This window comes from Kitasatospora sp. NPDC059146 (assembly GCF_042786665.1).
GTDB lineage: Bacteria > Actinomycetota > Actinomycetes > Streptomycetales > Streptomycetaceae > Kitasatospora.
Window position 1 is genome coordinate 1 of record NZ_JBHZCY010000110.1, and the last position, 19290, is coordinate 19290.

The following is a 19290-nucleotide window of genomic DNA, read 5'->3' on the forward strand; positions in this document are numbered from 1 at the left end:
ACCCGGTGGTGTGTTTTTTGTGGGTGTGGGACCCGGGCCCCGGCGGTCGGGCGCGGCGGGGGCCGCCACCCCGGGGCCCCCCCGGGGTTCGCGCCTGCCGCTCGGCCGGTTTGCTGGCGGAGCGGCCCGGGAACCCGGTAGGGTCACCGAGCGTTGCGAACAGTGACCGGACGGCGACACGCTGCTGAGCGTGCGCCGGAGCACCGGCTGTGCGCCGCTCCGGATCGGGTCCCGACGGAGCGATGTGCCGGGCGAGGGGGTGCGGCTAGCATGACCGGGGTAGCGGTGGGCAGTACGCGAGTGCCCGCACCGGGCGGCAGGCAGGCGACAGGAGGGCGAGCCCCGATGCAGAAGGCGAAGATCCTCCTGGTCGACGACCGGCCGGAGAACCTGCTGGCGCTGGAGGCGATCCTCTCCGCCCTGGACCAGACGCTGGTCCGCGCCGCCTCCGGCGAGGAGGCGCTCAAGGCGCTGCTGACGGACGACTTCGCGGTGATCCTGCTGGACGTCCAGATGCCCGGGATGGACGGCTTCGAGACGGCCGCCCACATCAAGCGCCGCGAGCGCACCCGGGACATCCCGATCATCTTCCTGACCGCGATCAACCACGGCCCGCACCACACCTTCCGCGGCTACGCGGCCGGCGCGGTGGACTACATCTCCAAGCCCTTCGACCCGTGGGTGCTGCGCGCCAAGGTCTCGGTCTTCGTCGACCTGTACGTCAAGAACTGCCAGTTGAAGGAGCAGGCCGCGCTGCTGCGGCTGCAGCTGGAGGCGGGCGGCGGCGAGCCGTCCCTGGGCGGGGCGCTGCTCGGCGAGCTGTCCGCGCGGCTGGCGGCGGTCGAGGAGCAGGCGGAGGCGCTGGGCAAGCAGCTGGACGGGGCCGAGGACGCCGGGGTGGCCGCCACCGCGGCGCACCTGGAGCGCAAGCTCGCCGGACTGCGCCGGGCCCTCGACGCGATGCGCCCCGGTACGCCGTAGGTCGGCCCCGGACGTTCACCCGTCCGGGTGGTTTGCTGCTGCACCTGGGTGAAACCGGGTCAGCGTGACGGTGTGTCTGCGACACGGCCCGGTGCCCGGGCTCGGCCGCGTGGGCGCTGGTCCCCCTCCCCGGTAGGCTGCTGACCCATGGCCACTCGTACGCCCGGAAACGCCGCACGCAAACCGAGTCCGGGACCGTCCAAGAAGGCCGCGGCCAAGGCCCCGGGCAAGCCGCCCGCCAAGAAGGCGGCCGCCCGCCGGGCCCCCGCGAAGAGGACGGCGGCCAAGCCGGCCCCGCCGCCCCCGCCGCGCCGGGGGTTCGTGATGGGCGCCCTCAACGCCCTCGCCAGCCCGATCGCCGCGATCTTCCGCGGCTTCGGCGACGGCGCCAAGAACCTCCACCCGGACCACCGCAAGGACGGCATCGGCCTGCTGCTGTTCGGCCTGGCGCTGGTGGTCGCGGCCGGCACCTGGTTCAGCTCGGAGGGCTGGCTGAACGGGGCGGCCACCGCCGTGGTGTCCGGGCTGTTCGGGCGGCTCGACGTGCTGGTGCCGTTCCTGCTGGCCGGGATCGCCATCCGGCTCTGGCGCCACCCGGAGCTGCCGGAGGCCAACGGCCGGATCGTGATCGGGCTGAGCACCCTGCTGATCGGCGTCCTCGGCCTGGTCCACATCGGCTGCGGCGCGCCCACCATGGGCAGCGGCGCCTCCCGGATAAGGGCGGCCGGCGGGATCATCGGCTGGGCCGCCTCCACCCCGATGATGGCCGCCGCCGGCGCGGTCCTGGCCGTGCCGCTGCTCCTGCTGCTGGCCTTCTTCGGCCTGCTGGTGGTCACCGCCACCCCGGTCAACCGGATCGGCGAGCGGGTCCGCGGGCTCGGGATACGGCTCGGCGTGGTCGAGCCGGGGCCCGAAGACGAGCTGCGCTGGGGGCGCACGCCGGGGTACGAGCCGTCCACCGATCCGCCGGAGGACGCCGACCCCGAGGCGCTGCCCTACACCGTCGACACCGACGGTGACGGCCCCCACGACGAGGTGGCCGCCCGGCGGCGCCGCCGTCGGCGCAAGCAGTCCGCCGAGGACGACGAGGGGCAGCCGGAGGCCGTCGGCCGCATCTCCCTGGACAAGGAACCGGCGGACCAGGAGCCGCTGGACCCGTACGCCACCCGCGACCTGGCCGCCGGCGCCGCCGCCGACCTGGACGGCGCCCTGGTCTACGGGGTGCCCGCCTCCTCCGCCGTGGCGGACATGATGCACCAGGTCAAGGACCTCACCGCGGCGCCGGAGGAGCCCGCCGTCCCGGCCGCCCGCAGCGGCGGCCCGGGGGCGCCCGCGGAGCACGGCCCGGCGCCGGTGCGGATGGAGCAGCTCCAGCTCGGCGAGGGGATCACCTACGCGCTGCCCTCGCTCGACCTGCTGGAGCGCGGCGGCCCGGCCAAGGCCCGCAGCGCCCTCAACGACGAGGTGGTGGCCCAGCTCACCGGCACCTTCGCCGAGTTCAAGGTCGACGCGAAGGTCACCGGCTTCACCCGCGGCCCGACGGTCACCCGCTACGAGGTCGAGCTCGGCCCGGCCGTCAAGGTGGAGCGGATCACCGCGCTCGCCAAGAACATCGCGTACGCGGTGGCCAGCCCGGACGTGCGGATCATCAGCCCGATCCCGGGCAAGTCCGCGGTCGGCATCGAGATCCCCAACCGGGACCGTGAGATGGTCAACCTCGGCGACCTGCTGCGCTCGCGTACGGCCGCCGAGGACACCCACCCGATGGTCGTCGGCATGGGCAAGGACGTCGAGGGCCACACCGTGATGGCCAACCTCGCCAAGATGCCGCACATCCTGGTGGCCGGCGCGACCGGTGCGGGCAAGTCCTCCTGCATCAACTGCCTGATCACCTCGATCCTCGCCCGGGCCACCCCGGACGAGGTGCGGATGGTGCTGGTCGACCCCAAGCGGGTCGAGCTGACCGCGTACGAGGGCATCCCGCACCTGATCACGCCGATCATCACCAACCCCAAGAAGGCCGCCGAGGCCCTCCAGTGGGTGGTGCGCGAGATGGACCTGCGCTACGACGACCTGGCGGCCTTCGGCTTCCGGCACGTGGACGACTTCAACGCGGCGGTGAAGGCCGGCAAGGTCACCCCGCCGCTGGGCAGCGAGCGGGAGCTGCGGCCGTACCCGTACCTGCTGGTGATCGTCGACGAGCTGGCCGACCTGATGATGGTCGCGCCGCGCGACGTCGAGGACTCGGTGGTCCGGATCACCCAGCTGGCCCGGGCGGCCGGCATCCACCTGGTGCTCGCCACCCAGCGGCCCTCGGTGGACGTGGTGACCGGCCTGATCAAGGCCAACGTGCCGTCCCGGCTGGCCTTCGCGACCTCCGCGATGGCCGACTCCCGGGTCATCCTGGACCAGCCCGGCGCGGAGAAGCTGATCGGCAAGGGCGACGCGCTGTTCCTCCCGATGGGCGCGAGCAAGCCGGTCCGCATGCAGGGCGCGTTCGTCACCGAGGCGGAGATCGCCCGGGTGGTGCAGCACTGCAAGGACCAGCTGACCGCCGTCTACCGGGACGACGTGACGGTCGGGGGCGGGCCCAGGAAGGAGATCGACGAGGAGATCGGCGACGACCTGGACCTGCTGATCCAGGCGGCCGAGCTGGTGGTCTCCACCCAGTTCGGCTCGACCTCGATGCTCCAGCGCAAGCTCCGGGTCGGCTTCGCCAAGGCGGGCCGGCTGATGGACCTGATGGAGTCGCGCGGGATCGTCGGCCCGAGCGAGGGCTCCAAGGCCCGCGACGTGCTGGTGAAGCCGGACGAGCTGGACGGCGTGCTGGTGATCCTGCGGGGCTGAGCGGGGCCGTGGGGCCGGGCGTGCCCGCGGGGCCGGGCACCGGCCCCGCAGGGCTGACGGATCGTGCCCTCCGGGTGGATTCACTCGTTCGGAGGAGGGTAGGCGCGGTGCGGGGAACCGAATGTGCGTACGCGGCGTCACTGGCCGGAAAGCGCACTCCGGCCTTCCCGGCGCGCCCTCGCTGACGACCGTTCAGCGGGGGGCCGGCGCCCGGCCGGGGCGGGTACGCGCATTCGGGCCCGTTCCGCTTGAGAAACGATCCACCCACGCCCCTAGACTGTTCTCCAGCAGGTGGCCATCCGCTCGAAAGGCGTGCCCCGTGACCATCGGCAAGTCCTCCGACCGCGAGAACGCCCCGTCGTCCGTCGAGCCGACCGACGACGTGGTGCAGGCGGCCGATGCCCCGAGCATCGGCCGGGTGCTGTCCGCCGCCCGGATCGAGGCGGGACTCACGGTGGACCAGGTGAGTACCGCCACCCGTGTCAGGGTGCCGATCGTCCATGCCATCGAGGAGGACGACTTCGACCGCTGCGGCGGCGACTTCTACGCCCGCGGGCACATCCGCGCGATCGCCCAGGCGGTCGGCGCGGACGGCGAGGCCCTGGTCGCCCGCTACGACGCCGCGCACGGCGGCTCACCGGCCTCCAAGCGCCCCGCCACCCAGCTGATGGACAGCGGCCCGATCAAGGTCCCCGGCCGCAGCCGGCCGAACTGGGCGGCCGCCATGGTCGCCGCGATCGTCGCGGTGGTCGCGCTGATCGGCTTCAACCTGGTCAGCGGCAAGAGCGGCCACGGCACCACCGGCTCGGCCAGCGCGCCGCTGCCCAGCGGCTCCGGCACCGGCTCGGTCGCCCCGGTCACGCCGACCGTCCAGCCGCCGGCACCCGCGCCGAGCGCCGCCGCGATCGCCGCCGTCCCGGCCGACAAGGTCACCGTGAAGCTGGTCGCCGAGGGCACCAGCTGGGTCTCCGCGACGGACGGCAGCGGCAAGTCGCTGTTCCAGAACAACATCAGCGACGGCCAGGACCAGACCTTCACCGACCCCAAGCAGATCAAGCTGGTGCTCGGCAACGGCGGGGCCGTGCACGCGTACGTCAACGGCAAGGACCTCGGCGTCCTCGGCAAGGACGGCCAGGTGGTGCACGTCACGTACACCCCCGGCGACCCGCAGGCGGGCTGACCACAGGGCCCGTCGAGGGCCGTCGATGATCAGCTGATTCGTGGCACGCGGCCTCCGGGGCGAACGGCACCGGAGGCCGCGCGTTAATCTTGGCCCTATGCCTGAACGCCGCACTGTCGCCCTTGTCACGCTCGGATGCGCCCGCAACGAGGTGGACTCCGAGGAACTCGCCGGGCGACTGGAAGCCGACGGCTGGTTGCTCGTCGACGACGCCGCCGAGGCCGATGTCGCCGTCGTCAACACCTGCGGCTTCGTCGAGGCCGCCAAGAAGGACTCCGTCGACGCCCTGCTGGAGGCCAACGACCTCAAGGGGCACGGCCGCACCCAGGCCGTCGTCGCGGTCGGCTGCATGGCCGAGCGGTACGGCAAGGAGCTCGCCGACGCGCTGCCGGAGGCCGACGGGGTGCTCGGCTTCGACGACTACTCCGACATCTCCGACCGCCTGCAGACCATCCTCTCCGGCGGCCACCACGCCCCGCACATCCCGCGCGACCGCCGCAAGCTGCTGCCGATCAGCCCGGCCGAGCGGCAGTCCGCCGCCGAGGCCGTCGCGCTGCCCGGCCACGGCGCCGAGGCCGCCGCCGAGCCGATCACCGACCTGCCCGACGGCCTCGCCCCGGCCTCCGGCCCGCGCACCCTGCGCAAGCGGCTGGACGACAGCCCGGTCGCCTCGGTCAAGCTCGCCTCCGGCTGCGACCGGCGCTGCTCCTTCTGCGCCATCCCCGCCTTCCGCGGCTCCTTCATCTCCCGCCGCCCCTCCGACGTGCTGCAGGAGGCCCAGTGGCTGGCCGGGCAGGGCGTCCGCGAGATCGTCCTGGTCAGCGAGAACAACACCTCGTACGGCAAGGACCTCGGCGACATCCGGCTGCTGGAGACCCTGCTCGGCGAGATCTCCGCGATCGAGGGCGTCGAGCGGGTGCGGGTCTCCTACCTCCAGCCGGCCGAGATGCGCCCCGGCCTGATCGACGCGATGACCGGCACCGCCGACGTGCTGCCCTACTTCGACCTGTCCTTCCAGCACTCGGCGCCGGCCGTGCTGCGCCGGATGCGCCGCTTCGGCTCCACCGACCAGTTCCTCCAGCTGCTCGGGACCATCCGGGACAAGGCCCCGCAGGCCGGCGCCCGGTCCAACTTCATCGTCGGCTTCCCCGGTGAGACCGAGGAGGACTTCGCCGAGCTGGAGCGCTTCGTCACCGAGGCCGGGCTGGACGCGATCGGCGTCTTCGGCTACTCCGACGAGGACGGCACCGAGGCGGCGACCTACGACGGCAAGCTGCCCGAGGACGTCGTCGCCGACCGGCTGGCCCGGCTCAGCCGGCTCGCCGAGGAGATGACCGCCCAGCGGGCCGAGCAGCGGATCGGCACCGAGGTCGAGGTGCTGATCGAGTCGATCGAGGACGGCGTGGTCGAGGGCCGCTCCGCCCACCAGGCCCCGGAGACCGACGGCCTGACCACCCTGCACGGCGTCGAGGACCCGCGGATCGGGCAGTTCTGGCGGGCCACCGTGGTGGCCAGCGAGGGCGTCGACCTGATCGCCGAGGCGCTGGAACAGGTGCGCCGGCCCGCGACGTCGGGGGCCGAGGCTCCGGGAGCCGGGGAATGACCAAGGGGCCCGGGGCCCCGGCCGCGGCCCACCCGGGCAGACCGGCGGCCGCGGTTCCGCCGGCGCCGGGGGTCTGGAACATCGCCAACGTGCTCACCATGGTCCGGGTGCTGCTCGTCCCGGTCTTCGTGGCCCTGCTGTTCGCCGACGACGGGCACAACCCCAAGTGGCGCGCGGTCGCCTGGGCGGCGTTCGCGATCGCGATGATCACCGACCTGTTCGACGGCGAGATCGCCCGCCGCAAGGGCCTGGTCACCGACTTCGGCAAGATCGCCGACCCGATCGCCGACAAGGCGATCATGGGCTCGGCGCTGATCGGCCTCTCCGTCCTCGGCGACCTGGCCTGGTGGGTCACCGTGGTGATCCTGGCCCGCGAGCTCGGCATCACCCTGATGCGCTTCTGGGTGATCCGCTACGGCGTCATCCCGGCCAGCCGCGGCGGCAAGCTCAAGACGCTGACCCAGGGCACGGCGGTCGGCATGTACGTGCTGCCGCTGACCGGCTGGCTGGCCACCGGGCGGGCGGTCCTGATGGCCGCGGCGGTGCTGCTGACCGTCGCCACCGCGCTGGACTACATCGGCCAGGCGCTGCGCCTGCGCCGCGAGGGCACGGCCGCGGAGCGCGCGGACCGCTGACGGACGGAGGGGGCCGGGGTGACGGACCACGAGCTGTACGGGCTGGCCGAGCGGGCGCACGCGGCGCTGCGGGCCGAGGGCGGCACGCTCGCCGTCGCCGAGTCGCTGACCGGCGGGCTGCTGGCCGCCGCCCTGGTGGACGTCCCGGGGGCGTCCGCGACCTTCCGCGGGTCGGTCACCGCGTACGCGACCGAGGTGAAGGCCTCGGTACTCGGTGTGGACGAGGGCCTGTTGGACGTGTACGGTCCCGTGCACCCGGTGGTGGCCCGACAGATGGCCGAAGGCGTGCGCGGGTTGCTGGGGGCCACGTACGGGCTCGCGACGACCGGCGTGGCCGGTCCGGAGCCGCAGGACGGGCAGCCGGTGGGCACGGTACACCTGGCGGTCGCCGGTCCGGGGGGAACTCTGGTCAGTTCGCCCCTGCTGTCGGGCGCCCGTGCCACAATCCGTCACGGAGCGGTGACCGCCGCACTGGAGCTGCTCGTCGGCCGGCTCGCTCGATGACGGCCCGCGGGCGGATCTCCACCGAACCGAGATCTGCCGAACCCGCGCACGGGGTATGACACAGCTGGAGGATCGTGTTACATCCAACGGCCTGGTTGGGCAGAAACCAGGTGGCGAACGAGTTGCGTGACGGTGGCGGGGCGGGCCGAGTCGGGTACCACGAGGGGCCCGCGAACCCGGGTACGACACCGGCACGAGGAGGGGGACGGCCTTGCAGCCCACAGTGAACACGACCAGGGTCCCCGCACGCGAAGCGGGCAAGGCGGTACGGTGGGGGCGTGACATCTCGATCCGCAGTCCGAGGAGGGAGGCACCGATGATCCTGCTCCGTCGCCTACTGGGCGATGTACTGCGTCGGCAGCGCCAGCGCCAGGGCCGCACACTCCGCGAGGTGTCGGCGGCCGCCAGGGTTTCGCTCGGGTACCTCTCCGAGGTCGAGCGGGGACAGAAGGAGGCCTCTTCGGAGCTGCTCTCCGCCATCTGCGACGCACTCGACGTCCGGATGTCCGAGGTCATGCGCGAGGTCAGCGACGAACTGTCGCTCGCCGAACTTGCGGCGATGGCCACCCTCTCCGAAGGTGATCTGCTGAGGCCGGTGCTCGAACCGGTTCCGCTGCCCGCCCCCGGCGCCGACCGGGCGAACATGTCGCCCAAGGCCGCCGCGATGGACGTGGTCGCTGCCTGACCCGGCCTCGCACCTCCCGGGTGCCCGTCCCACGACGGGCCCGAGGAACCCCGGGGCGAGCGGAGGAGGGCGGTCGTGCGGAGACTCGCGACGGTGTGCGCGGTGGCCCGAATACGGCTGCGGCGTCTGATGCCCTGGCCGGCCCGTTGGGTCCTGGTGGCACTCGCGGGCGGGCTCGCCTGGTGGCTGGTGGCCGTCCGGGGACAGCTCGCCGACGGCGCGGTGCTCGGCCTGCTGGCGGCCGGCGGCTGGGGACTCGGTCTGATCCCGGTCCATGCCGACCGGAACGCGACCGGACCGGCCCGGCGCCCGCAGGGGCACGAGGAGGCCGTGGGCCGGGCGGAGGCGCAGCCTCCGCCGATCGGGTGAATCGACGTGGCCGGAGGCCGCGGGGTCGTTGACTCCGCGGCCTCCGGCGCTCTTCCGGCACTCCTCAGGGGCGCAGCCGGAGCCCGCGGGGGGTGGCGTGGAAGCCGGCCTCCTCCAGGGCGCGGCCGAGCTCGGAGCCCAGGGCCGGCCCGCCGTTGGCCCGCTCGACCGTGACGCTGCCGAGCGCGCCCGCGCGGACCGCCCCCGCGAGCGCCCCGGTGGCCAGGGCCAGGGTCGCGTCGTCCTCCGGCCAGGCCAGCAGGGACTTGCCGCCCCGCTCCACGTACAGCGCGAGCTCACCGTCCACCAGGACCACCAGGGCGCCCGCCTTGCGGCCCGGGCGGTGCGCCTTGGCGTCCGCGGCCCCCGCGGCGGCGGGCGGTTCGGGCCAGGGCAGCGCGGCGCCGTAGGCGTTCGCCGGATCGGCGGCGGCCAGCACCAGCAGCTGCGGCGGCTCGGCGGCCGGAGCGGCCGGCCACTCGGTGGCCCGGGCCCGCTCCAGTCGGCCGTTGACCGAGCGCAGCCGGTCGGCGGCGCCCTCCATGGCGAACTGGGCACCGCCCAGGCCCTCGACGAAGTAGCCCCGGCGGGCCCGGCCGCGCTCCTCCATCGCGGAGAGCACCCGGTACACCCCGGCGAAGCCGCCGGGCACCCGTTCGGCGGCCACCGTGCCGCGGGTCAGCAGACCGTGCCGGTCCAGCAGGCTCTGCGCCCTGGCCGTCGCCCGGACGGTCGGATCGGCGGCGAAGGCGGGCAGCAGCGACCAGCGCCCGGCCACCGTCGGCGGGCCGCTGCGCAGCGCCCCGCCCTCCCGGCCGAAGGCGCGGCCCGCGCCGCCGTACCGGCCGCGCGGGGTCGCCCGGGGGGCGCGGTGGGCGGTGGCGCCCGCCGTCCGGCCGGAGCCGAGCAGGGCGCGCAGCGGGGCCAGGGTGTCGTTGCTGACGTAACCGGCCCAGACCAGGTCCCAGAGGGCCGTCACGACCTCGGGCTCCGGGGTGTCCTCGGGGAGCTGCTGGACGAGCTGGCGGAAGAACAGGCCGTAGCCGCCCGCCAGGGCCTGGAGGAGGGCGCTGTGCAGCGGGGTGAGGGCGGGCGGGACGGGCTCCGGGCGCAGCAGGTGGGCGTTCTCGGCCAGGTGCAGGCTGAGCCAGCCGTCCTTGCCGGGCAGCGCGCCGGCACCGCACCAGCCGATCTCGCCGGCCGCCGTCAGCTCGTCCAGCAGGCCGGGGGAGTAGTCGGCGAGCCGGGCCGGGAGGATCAGCTTCTCCAGGGCGGAGGCGGGCAGGGCGGTGCCCTGGAGCTGTTCGACCACCCGGAGCAGGCCGTCCGGGCCGCGCAGCCGGTGGCCGGCCAGGTGCTGCCACTGCGGGAGGAAGGCGGCCAGGGCGCGCGGCGGGACGGGCTCCACCTCCTGGCGCAGCGCGGCCAGTGAACGGCGGCGCAGCCGGCGCAGCACCTCGGCGTCGCACCACTCGGCGGTGGCGGTGTGCCGCTCGGGGGAGACCTGGCTCTCGGCGGGCCGGAAGGCGCCCTGGACCAGGCGGCCGGCGGCGGTCAGCCGTTGCAGGGTGCCGGTGACGACGGCGGTGCCGAGGCCGTAGCGGGCGCCGGCCTCGGCGGCGGTGAACGGGCCGTGGGTGCGGGCGTGCCGGGCCAGCAGGTCGCCCAGCGGGTCCTTGACCGGCTCGGTGAAGGCCTCGGGGACGCCCACCGGCAGCGGGGTGCCCAGGGCGTCGCGCAGCCGCCCGGCGTCCTCGACCGCGGCCCAGCGCTGCTCGCCGGCGATCCGGACCTGGATCACCCGGCGGGCGGCCTCCAGCTCCAGGGGCCAGAGCGGCTCGGCGCCGCGCGCCGTCAACTCGGCCTCGGAGAGCGGGCCGAGCAGGCGCAGCGCGTCGGCGACGCCCTCGGCGTCCCTGATCCGGCGCTCGGGGGTGAGGCGTTGGAGCTCGGCCTCCAGCTCGGCGAGCACCTGCGGGTCGAGCAGCTCGCTCAGCTCGGCCTGGCCGAGCAGCTCCGACAGCAGCCGGGAGTCCAACGACAGGGCGGCGGCCCGGCGTTCGGCGAGCGGGGAGTCGCCCTCGTAGAGGAACTGGGCGACGTAGCCGAACAGCAGGGAGCGGGCGAAGGGGGAGGGCTCGGCGGTGGTGACCTCGACCAGGCGGACGGCGCGGGATTCGAGGTCCGCCATCAGCTCGACCAGCCCGGGGACGTCGAAGACGTCCTGGAGGCACTCCCGGACGGCTTCCAGGACGATCGGGAACGAGCCGTACTCGGAGGCGACTTCGAGCAGTTGGGCGGCGCGTTGGCGCTGCTGCCACAGCGGGGTGCGGCGGCCCGGGCTGCGGCGGGGGAGCAGCAGGGCGCGGCCGGCGCACTCGCGGAAGCGGGAGGCGAACAGGGCGGAGCCGCCGACCTGTTCGGTGACCAGCTGCTCGATCTCGTCGGGCTCGAACAGGGCGGCGTCGGCGCCGACCGGGGCCTCGTCGGAGGCGGCCTGGTCCGGGGGGCTGCTGAAATCGAAGTCGGGGGCGAGGAGGTCCGCGTCGGGCAGGCGGAGCACGATGCCGTCGTCGGCGTGCATGACCTGCGGGTCCAGGCCGTGCTTCTCGCGCAGCCGGGCGCCGAGGGCGAGCGCCCAGGGGGCGTGCACCTGGGCGCCGAAGGGGGAGTGGATGACGATCCGCCAGTCGCCCAGTTCGTCGCGGAAGCGCTCGACCACGATGGTGCGGTCGTCGGGGAGGTGGCCGCAGGCCTTCCGCTGCTCGGCGAGGTAGTCCAGCAGGTTGGCGGCCGCCCAGTCGTCCAGGCCGGCCCGCCGGAGGCGCGCGGTGGCGGCCTCGGGCGCGAGGGCGCCCAGCTCGCGGGTGAACGCGCCCAGGGCGCGGCCGAGTTCGAGCGGGCGGCCGAGGGTGTCGCCCTTCCAGAACGGGAGCCGGCCGGGGACGCCGGGGGCGGGGGTGACCAGCACCTTGTCGTGGGTGATCTCCTCGATCCGCCAGGAGGTGGTGCCGAGGGTGAAGACGTCGCCGACCCGGGACTCGTAGACCATCTCCTCGTCGAGTTCCCCGACCCGACCGCCGTCGCCCTTCTTCTTCTCCGTCGTCGAACCGGACGCCGCCGAGCCGGCGATGAAGACGCCGAACAGGCCGCGGTCGGGGATGGTGCCGCCGGAGGTGACGGCCAGGCGTTGGGCGCCGGGGCGGCCGGTGACGGTGCCGGCGACGCGGTCCCAGACCAGGCGGGGGCGCAGCTCGGCGAAGGCGTCCGAGGGGTAGCGGCCGGCCAGCATGTCCAGCACGGCGTCGAAGGCGGACTGCGGGAGGGTGGCGAAGGGTGCGGCGCGGCGGACCACGGTGAGCAGCTCGTCCACCGGCCAGGTGTCCAGGGCCGTCATCGCGACCAGCTGCTGGGCCAGTACGTCCAGCGGGTTGCGCGGGATCCGCAGCGCCTCGATCCGGCCCTCCCGCATCCGCTCGGTGACCACGGCGGACTGCACCAGGTCGCCCCGGTACTTGGGGAAGAAGACGCCGGTGGAGACGGCGCCGACCTGGTGCCCGGCCCGGCCGACGCGTTGCAGGCCGGAGGCGACCGAGGGCGGGGACTCGACCTGGACGACGAGTTCCACCGCGCCCATGTCGATGCCCAGCTCCAGGCTGGAGGTGGCGACCACGGCGGGCAGCCGGCCGGCCTTCAACTCCTCCTCGACCAGGGAGCGCTGCTCCTTGGAGACCGAGCCGTGGTGGGCCCGGGCGATGACCGGGGGCACGCCCCTGGCGGCGCCCGAGCCGCCCATCAGCGCGGCCGGGGCGTGCGCCTCGGGGGCGGCGGCGCCGGTGGCGCGCTCGTACGCGATCTCGTTCAGCCGGTTGCACAGGCGCTCGGCCAGGCGGCGGGAGTTGGCGAAGACGATGGTCGAGCGGTGCGCCTCGACCAGGTCGACGATCCGCTCCTCGACGTGCGGCCAGATCGAGGCCTGGCGCTGCGGGTCGGAGTCGGCGGCGCTGCCGGTGGCCGGGGCGGCGGGCAGGTCGTCCAGGTCGGGGACCGGGACGACCACCGAGAGGGCGAACTCCTTGGTGGAGGGCGGCTGGACCACGACGGCGCCGCGCTGGGGGCTCAGGAAGCGGGCCACCTCCTCGACCGGGCGCACGGTCGCGGACAGGCCGATCCGGCGGGCCGGGCGGTCCAGCAGCTCGTCCAGCCGCTCCAGGGTGAGGGCCAGGTGGGCGCCGCGCTTGGTGCCGGCGACCGCGTGCACCTCGTCCAGGATCACCGTGTCCACCCCGCGCAGGGCCTCCCGGGAGGCCGAGGTGAGCAGCAGGAACAGCGACTCGGGGGTGGTGATCAGGATGTCCGGCGGGTGGGTGGCGAAGCGGCGGCGGTCGGCGGCCGGGGTGTCGCCGGAGCGGATCGCGACCTGGACCTCGGGCTCGGGCAGGCCCAGCCGGACGGCGGCCTGGCGCAGGCCGGTCAGCGGGGCGCGCAGGTTCCGCTCGACGTCCACCGCGAGGGCCTTGAGCGGGGAGACGTAGAGCACCCGGCAGCGGCGCTCGGGCTCGGCGGGGGGCGGGGTGCTGCTCAGCCGGTCGAGGGCGGCGAGGAAGGCGGCGAGCGTCTTGCCGGAGCCGGTGGGGGCGACCACCAGGACGTCGGTCTGCTGCTGGATGGCCTGCCAGGCCTGGGACTGGGCGGCGGTGGGGGCGGAGAAGGCGCCGGAGAACCAGGCCCGGGTGGCGGGGGTGAAGCCGGCCAGCGGGTCGGTGGGGTCGCCGGGGCCGGTGGGGTCGCCGGGCGGGGTCGGGTGCGGGGGCGCCATGCCCCCATGGTGCCGGGTGGGACTGACACGTGGGGTGGTGGTGGGGCGTGACGGGGTGAGTGGTCGGGGTCGGGGTGCCGGAGGTGGGGGCGGGTGCAGTTGCGGGAGCGGGAATGATGATCCGCTCATATCGTGATGAATCGGGCGCGTGATCCATCCGTGACCGTGACCGAGACCGGAGCGAGAAGCGGAGGGCGTGGGATGGCGCAGGCGCACCGGTCCGGGGCCGTTCACGGGGGTCGGTGCCCGGGGGGCCGTCGGCGCAGGGTCTGCGGGCCCACCTGGGTGCTGCTCGCGATGCTGCTCACGGCGCTGGTGCTCGGCGGCGCCGTGCCGTACGCCTCCGGGCCCGGGCGTGCGTACCTCAGCTATCTGGTGCTGGCGCGGCAGGACGACGCGGCGGGCGCCGCCCTGGCCGGGGCGCAGAGCCGGGCGGCGGGCGGGCAGGTGGTGCAGGAGTACCCGCAGATCGGGGCGGTGCTGGCGTACGCGACCGGCGGCTTCGCGGACCGGGTGCGGGCCCGGCCCGGGATCGCGGCGGTCGGGGCCACCCGGACGGCGCCGGTGGTGGGGCCGCCGCGGGCGGTCGACGGGGCGGGGGACTTCGCGGCGGGGGATGCCGTGGGCGGCAGTGCCGGGGCCGTCAGGAGCGGGAGCGCCGGAGGCGGCGGGTGGGGTGTCCGGGGGTCGGAGGGGCGGGACGGCGGGACCGCGACCCTTCCGGACCCGGGAGAGGGCGGGGCGTGGAACCTGAGCATGGTGCACGCGGAGCAGGGGCGGACCGGGGACGCCGCCGGAGGCGGTGCGCCGGGGGCCGAGGCGATGCGCAAGGTGCTGGTCGCCGTCCTGGACTCGGGCGTCGACGACACCCACCCGGACCTGCGGGCCGCCGTCGACCCCAAGGCCTCGGCCTCCTGCGCCGACGGACGCCCCGACGCCCGCACCGGCGCCTGGCGGCCCGACCCCGGAGTGACGGAGAGCGGGCACGGCACCCACGTCGCCGGGATCATCGGCGCGGCCCGCGACGGGCAGGGCGTCACCGGGGTCGCCCCCGGGGTGCGGATCGCCGCCGTGCGGCTGCTCGGGCCGCTCGGGCAGTACTACGCGGAGAACATCGTCTGCGGGATGCTCTGGGCGGCCGACCACGGGGCCAAGGCCGTCAACGACAGCTACTTCGCCGACCCGTGGAAGTACAACTGCCCCGAGGACCGGGACCAGGCGGCCCTGATCGCGGCCGTCGGGCGGGCCGTCGCGTACGCCCAGCGCAAGGGGGCCGTGGTGGTGGCCTCGGCGGGCAACGACGGACAGGACCTCGGCGCCGCCCGGACCGACGGGCGCAGCCCCAACGACCGGGTCTCCGGGCCGCCCCTCACCCGCCACCTGGGCACCGAGTGCATCCGCCTTCCCGGCGAGCTGCCCGAGGTCCTGACCGTCACGGCCGTCAACCGGGACGGGCGGCCGTCCTCCTACACCAACTACGGGCGGGGCAGGGTCTCGCTGGCGGCCCCGGGGGGCGACCCGGACGGGGGGCCGCAGGGGGCGATCGTCTCGGACTGGCCCGGCGGGCAGTACGCGGCGCTGGCGGGGACCTCGATGGCGGCGGCGCACGTGACGGGGGCGGTGGCGGTGGCGGCGGCGCTGCACCCGGGGGCCGGGTCGGGGGAGCTGGCGGGCGTGGTGGTGGGGGCGGCGGCGGCCGGGGCGGCGGCCGGAGGGTGTCCGGTGGGGGCCCGGGGGTGCGGCGACCGGCAGTACGTCGGGGTGGGGGTGGTGGTCGTGCCGCGGTGAGGGCCGCTGCGCGGGGCCGGTGCGTGGGGGTGGGTGGGGGCGTGGGGGGTTCGGGATACTTGGGGGCATGAGGCTGACCGAGTTCTGGCGACGGATGTACGCGCACTTCGGGGAGGGGTACGCGGAGTCGTTCGCGTCCGATCACGTGATGAGTGAGTTGGGCGGGCGGACGGTGCACCAGGCGTTGGAGGCGGGGTGGGAGGCCAAGGACGTGTGGCGGGTGGTGTGTGAGACCCAGGGGGTTTCGGCGCAGTTGCGCTGAGGGGCGGTGGGACAGACTGTCCGGGTGACTACGAGCGGAGAGCAGAGGCGCCGGGGCGAGCCGGTGCGGGGTGTCGAGGGGGAGCGGTCGTGGGGCGGGATGCCGCCCTGGTTGCCGCGCGCGATGGTGCTGTTCCTGGTGCTGGTGGGGCTGTTCCAGCTCGCGGACTGGGCGTTCCGGCAGTTGATCGACCTGTTCGTGATGCTGCTGGTGGCGTTCTTCCTGTCGCTGGCGCTGGAGCCGGCGGTGGACCGGATGGCGGCGCGGGGGGTGCGCCGGGGGGTGGGGACCTTCCTGGTGTTCGTCGCGGTCGGGGTCGCGGTGGTGGGATTCCTGGCGGCGCTGGGCACCTTGTTGGTGGATCAGGTGGCGAAGATCGCGGGGGACCTGCCGCACCTGGTGGACAACCTGATCGGCTGGGTCAACCGGACGTTCCACCAGGAGCTGTCGCTGGGGGAGCTGCAGAAGCGGCTGTTGAAGGACTCGGGGACGCTGGAGACCTACGTCCAGCAGGCCGCCGACAACGTCTGGGGGGTGTCCTCCACCCTGCTCGGGGGGCTGTTCCAGACCTTCACGGTGGGGCTGTTCACGTTCTACTTCACCGCCGAGGGGCCCCGGGTCCGCCGGACGGTCTGTTCGCTGCTGCCGCCGGCCAAGCAGGGCGAGGTGCTGCGGGCCTGGGAGATCGCGCTGGCCAAGACCGGCGGCTACCTGTACTCGCGGGCGGTGCTGGCGGTGGTGTCGGCGGCCGGGCACTGGGTGATGTTCGCGCTGATCGACCTGCCGTACTCGGCGGCGCTGGCGATCTGGGTGGGCGTCATGTCCCAGTTCGTGCCGACCATCGGGACGTACCTGGCGGGAGCGCTGCCGGTGCTGGTGGCACTCACCCTGGAGCCGGTGGACGCGCTGTGGGTGCTGGTCTTCACGGTGGTCTACCAGCAGGTCGAGAACTACGTGCTGCACCCGAGGATCACCGCCCGGACGGTGGACGTGCACCCGGCGGTGGCCTTCGGGGCGGTGATCGCGGGGGCGGCGCTGCTGGGTGCGGTGGGCGCGCTGATCGCGATCCCGGCGGCGGCGACCCTGCAGGGCTTCGTCGGGACGTACGTGCGGCGGTACGAGGTGGCCACCGACCCGCGGATCGACCGGGGGGAGCAGCGGCGGGCCCGGCGGGAGCTGCGCCGGGAGGCGGCGCGGCGGCTGCGGCGGATGGTCGGCGGCGACGGGGGATGACGGTCGGCGGGGCGGGTGGTCGGGAGGGATCCGGCCGCCCGCCCCGCGGCGTGTTCGGGTGAGTGCGGGGCTTGAATCGAACAGATGTTCTTTTGTACTCTCCGGCGTGGAGTTTTCCACAGGGCGAGCCGGGTGGGGCTCGTTTGTCAGTGGGACGCGCTAGCGTCGAGGACGATGAAGCGCACAGCACAGAACCCGAGGGAAAAAGCCATGGCAGGTACGGACAAGGAGAAGGCCCTCGAGGCCGCGCTCGCCCAGATCGAGCGACAGTTCGGCAAGGGCTCGGTGATGCGCCTCGGCGAGAAGGCGAACGAGCCGATCGAGGTGATCTCCACCGGGTCGACCGCCCTGGACGTCGCCCTCGGGGTCGGCGGCATCCCGCGCGGCCGGGTGGTCGAGATCTACGGCCCCGAGTCCTCCGGTAAGACCACCCTGACGCTGCACCTGGCCGCCAACGCCCAGCGGGCCGGCGGCACGGTCGCCTTCGTCGACGCGGAGCACGCGCTCGACCCCGAGTACGCCAAGAAGCTCGGCGTGGACACCGACGCCCTGCTGGTCAGCCAGCCGGACACCGGTGAGCAGGCCCTGGAGATCACCGACATGCTGATCCGCTCCGGCGCGGTCGACCTGGTGATCATCGACTCGGTCGCGGCGCTCGTCCCGCGCGCCGAGATCGAGGGCGAGATGGGTGACTCGCACGTCGGTCTGCAGGCCCGTCTGATGAGCCAGGCGCTGCGCAAGATCGCCGGTGCGCTGAACCAGTCGAACACCACCGCCGTCTTCATCAACCAGCTGCGCGAGAAGATCGGCGTCATGTTCGGCTCGCCGGAGACCACGACCGGTGGCCGGGCGCTGAAGTTCTACGCCTCGGTCCGGCTGGACATCCGCCGCATCGAGACCCTCAAGGACGGCACCGAGGCGGTCGGCAACCGCACCCGCGTCAAGGTCGTCAAGAACAAGGTCGCCGCGCCGTTCAAGCAGGCCGAGTTCGACATCCTCTACGGCATCGGCATCAGCCGCGAGGGCGGCCTGATCGACATGGGCGTCGAGCACGGCTTCATCCGCAAGTCCGGCGCCTGGTACACCTACGAGGGCGACCAGCTCGGCCAGGGCAAGGAGAACGCCCGCAACTTCCTGCGGGACAACCCGCAGCTCGCCGACGAGATCGAGCGGAAGATCAAGGGCAAGCTCGGCATCGGTCCGAAGACCGAGGAGCCGGCCGAGGGCGAGCCGGAGGCCGCCGCTGCCGACGGCGCGGCCAAGCCGGTCACCGCGACCGCCGCGACCGCCGCCAAGACGGCCGCGGCGAAGAAGACGGCGGCTGCCAAGGCCTGAGCCGTTGATGCAGTACGACATGGTGGGCGGCGGCCCGGCGGGCCCCGAGGACGACGACTACGGCCCGCCGGACTGGTTCGCCGCGGTCGCCGAGGAACCGGAGCCCGAACCGGCGCCGGAGCCCGAGCAGCGACCGTCGGCGGCCCGGTCGTGGGCGCGCGCGGCCACCGAACAGTGGACATCCGGCCCCGAGCCGGAGTTCGACCGGGCTCCGGTCCGGGCGGTGCGCGGCGCGGCGTCCGGCCCGGAGCCGGCGGAGCCCTCGGTCGAGGCGCTCGGCCTGGTCGCCGCCTCCGAGCTGCCCACCGGCCGGCGCCGGCGCCGCTCGGCGCTGGCGGCCGAGGAGCCGGATGCCGTCGGCCGGCGGCGCGAGGCCGGGGCGGCCGGTCACGGGGGTGCGGCCGCCCCGCCCGCCCGCCCGCGCCGGGCCCGGCGCGGCGAACGCTCCGACGAGGGCCTGCCGGTGGAGGTGATGGGCCCCGGCCGCACGTCGAGGAAGCGGGCCGAGGAGCAGACCGACCCGGAGACCCGGGCCCGGGACATCTGCCTGCGGCTGCTCACCGGCACCGCCAAGAGTCGCAAGCAACTCGCCGACGCGCTGCGCAAGCGGGAGATCCCGGAGGACGTCGCCGAGCAGGTGCTCACCCGGCTGGAAGAGGTCGGGCTGATCGACGACGCGGCCTTCGCCGCGGCCTGGGTGGAGTCCCGGCACGCCGTCCGGGGCCTGTCCCGGCGGGCGCTGGCCCAGGAGCTGCGCACCAAGGGCGTCGCCGCCGACCTGGTCGAGCAGGCCCTCGTCCAGGTCGACCACGACGACGAGACGGACGCGGCCCGGGCGCTGGTCGAGCGCAAGCTGCGGTCCACCCGCGGCTTGGACCCGCAGGTCCGCACCCGGCGGCTGGTCGGCGTGCTGGCCCGGCGCGGTTACTCCGAGGGCCTGGCCTTCCGGGTGGTGCGCGCCGCGCTGGAGGAGGAAGCGGCCGCGGACCCGTCGGGACACGCGGGGGAGTAGTGGCAGTTCGGTGGCTTTCTTGGTCCGGACCAGGCCG

Annotated in this window: 14 protein-coding genes; 13 read left to right on the forward strand and 1 reads right to left on the reverse strand. The window is 74.6% G+C overall.

Annotated features, from left to right (window positions below; translation table 11 throughout):
* Positions 1-345: 345 nt before the first annotated feature.
* From ACFXPX_RS33310 to ACFXPX_RS33345, 8 genes are all read left to right on the forward strand, one after another.
* Complete coding sequence (locus tag ACFXPX_RS33310; protein WP_375889428.1) at positions 346-981, forward strand: response regulator; 636 nt, start codon at positions 346-348, stop codon at positions 979-981.
* Between the two features lie 147 nt (positions 982-1128).
* Positions 1129-3828 (forward strand): DNA translocase FtsK, encoded by a 2700-nt coding sequence (locus tag ACFXPX_RS33315; protein WP_380529438.1) that lies wholly within the window; start codon positions 1129-1131, stop codon positions 3826-3828.
* Positions 3829-4147: 319 nt separating this feature from the next.
* Positions 4148-5008: a helix-turn-helix domain-containing protein gene (locus ACFXPX_RS33320; RefSeq protein WP_380529440.1), complete on the forward strand. Its 861-nt coding sequence runs from the start codon at positions 4148-4150 to the stop codon at positions 5006-5008.
* 97 nt (positions 5009-5105) lie between these two features.
* Positions 5106-6611 carry a 30S ribosomal protein S12 methylthiotransferase RimO gene (rimO, locus tag ACFXPX_RS33325; RefSeq protein ID WP_375889420.1) on the forward strand — a complete coding sequence of 502 codons (1506 nt, stop codon included), beginning with the start codon at positions 5106-5108 and terminating at the stop codon, positions 6609-6611.
* Entirely contained in the window at positions 6608-7246 is a 639-nt protein-coding gene (pgsA, locus tag ACFXPX_RS33330; RefSeq protein ID WP_375889418.1) for a CDP-diacylglycerol--glycerol-3-phosphate 3-phosphatidyltransferase, read from the forward strand. The genes rimO and pgsA overlap by 4 nt, the downstream gene beginning before the upstream one ends.
* Positions 7247-7264: 18 nt before the next feature.
* Positions 7265-7750 carry a CinA family protein gene (locus ACFXPX_RS33335; protein ID WP_375889416.1) on the forward strand — a complete coding sequence of 162 codons (486 nt, stop codon included), beginning with the start codon at positions 7265-7267 and terminating at the stop codon, positions 7748-7750.
* A gap of 316 nt (positions 7751-8066) precedes the next feature.
* Positions 8067-8435: a helix-turn-helix domain-containing protein gene (locus ACFXPX_RS33340; protein ID WP_030290911.1), complete on the forward strand. Its 369-nt coding sequence runs from the start codon at positions 8067-8069 to the stop codon at positions 8433-8435.
* Positions 8436-8510: 75 nt separating this feature from the next.
* On the forward strand, positions 8511-8804 hold the full coding sequence (locus ACFXPX_RS33345) for a hypothetical protein (RefSeq protein ID WP_380529444.1): 294 nt from the start codon (positions 8511-8513) through the stop codon (positions 8802-8804).
* 64 nt (positions 8805-8868) lie between these two features.
* On the opposite strand, the gene ACFXPX_RS33350 is transcribed toward ACFXPX_RS33345, so the two are convergent.
* Positions 8869-13623: an ATP-dependent helicase gene (locus tag ACFXPX_RS33350; protein WP_380644325.1), complete on the reverse strand. Its 4755-nt coding sequence runs from the start codon at positions 13621-13623 to the stop codon at positions 8869-8871.
* A 297-nt stretch (positions 13624-13920) separates the two neighbouring features.
* Here ACFXPX_RS33350 and ACFXPX_RS33355 point away from each other — a divergent pair, with 297 nt between their 5' ends.
* The 5 genes from ACFXPX_RS33355 to ACFXPX_RS33375 all read left to right on the forward strand — a co-directional run bounded on the left by ACFXPX_RS33355 (position 13921) and on the right by ACFXPX_RS33375 (position 19253).
* The gene (locus tag ACFXPX_RS33355; RefSeq protein WP_380644326.1) at positions 13921-15411 is read left to right on the forward strand and encodes a S8 family serine peptidase; all 1491 of its coding nucleotides are present in this window, start codon (positions 13921-13923) and stop codon (positions 15409-15411) included.
* 67 nt (positions 15412-15478) lie between these two features.
* Positions 15479-15673 carry a DUF3046 domain-containing protein gene (locus ACFXPX_RS33360; protein ID WP_375889406.1) on the forward strand — a complete coding sequence of 65 codons (195 nt, stop codon included), beginning with the start codon at positions 15479-15481 and terminating at the stop codon, positions 15671-15673.
* Between the two features lie 24 nt (positions 15674-15697).
* Positions 15698-16906: an AI-2E family transporter gene (locus ACFXPX_RS33365; protein WP_380644327.1), complete on the forward strand. Its 1209-nt coding sequence runs from the start codon at positions 15698-15700 to the stop codon at positions 16904-16906.
* Positions 16907-17116: 210 nt separating this feature from the next.
* On the forward strand, positions 17117-18241 hold the full coding sequence (gene recA, locus ACFXPX_RS33370; protein WP_375889400.1) for a recombinase RecA: 1125 nt from the start codon (positions 17117-17119) through the stop codon (positions 18239-18241).
* Positions 18242-18248: 7 nt separating this feature from the next.
* On the forward strand, positions 18249-19253 hold the full coding sequence (locus ACFXPX_RS33375) for a regulatory protein RecX (protein ID WP_380644328.1): 1005 nt from the start codon (positions 18249-18251) through the stop codon (positions 19251-19253).
* Positions 19254-19290: the final 37 nt, after the last annotated feature.

Excerpts from the sequence above, each read along its gene's own strand:
- ACFXPX_RS33375 (WP_380644328.1), top strand. The coding sequence starts at position 18,249 with ATGCAGTACGACATGGTGGGCGGCGGCCCGGCGGGCCCCGAGGACGAC.
- recA (WP_375889400.1), top strand. The coding sequence starts at position 17,117 with ATGGCAGGTACGGACAAGGAGAAGGCCCTCGAGGCCGCGCTCGCCCAG.
- pgsA (WP_375889418.1), top strand. The coding sequence starts at position 6,608 with ATGACCAAGGGGCCCGGGGCCCCGGCCGCGGCCCACCCGGGCAGACCG.
- ACFXPX_RS33310 (WP_375889428.1), top strand. The coding sequence starts at position 346 with ATGCAGAAGGCGAAGATCCTCCTGGTCGACGACCGGCCGGAGAACCTG.
- rimO (WP_375889420.1), top strand. The coding sequence starts at position 5,106 with ATGCCTGAACGCCGCACTGTCGCCCTTGTCACGCTCGGATGCGCCCGC.
- ACFXPX_RS33350 (WP_380644325.1), bottom strand. The coding sequence starts at position 13,623 with ATGGCGCCCCCGCACCCGACCCCGCCCGGCGACCCCACCGGCCCCGGC.
- ACFXPX_RS33340 (WP_030290911.1), top strand. The coding sequence starts at position 8,067 with ATGATCCTGCTCCGTCGCCTACTGGGCGATGTACTGCGTCGGCAGCGC.
- ACFXPX_RS33355 (WP_380644326.1), top strand. The coding sequence starts at position 13,921 with ATGCTGCTCACGGCGCTGGTGCTCGGCGGCGCCGTGCCGTACGCCTCC.
- ACFXPX_RS33360 (WP_375889406.1), top strand. The coding sequence starts at position 15,479 with ATGAGGCTGACCGAGTTCTGGCGACGGATGTACGCGCACTTCGGGGAG.
- ACFXPX_RS33315 (WP_380529438.1), top strand. The coding sequence starts at position 1,129 with ATGGCCACTCGTACGCCCGGAAACGCCGCACGCAAACCGAGTCCGGGA.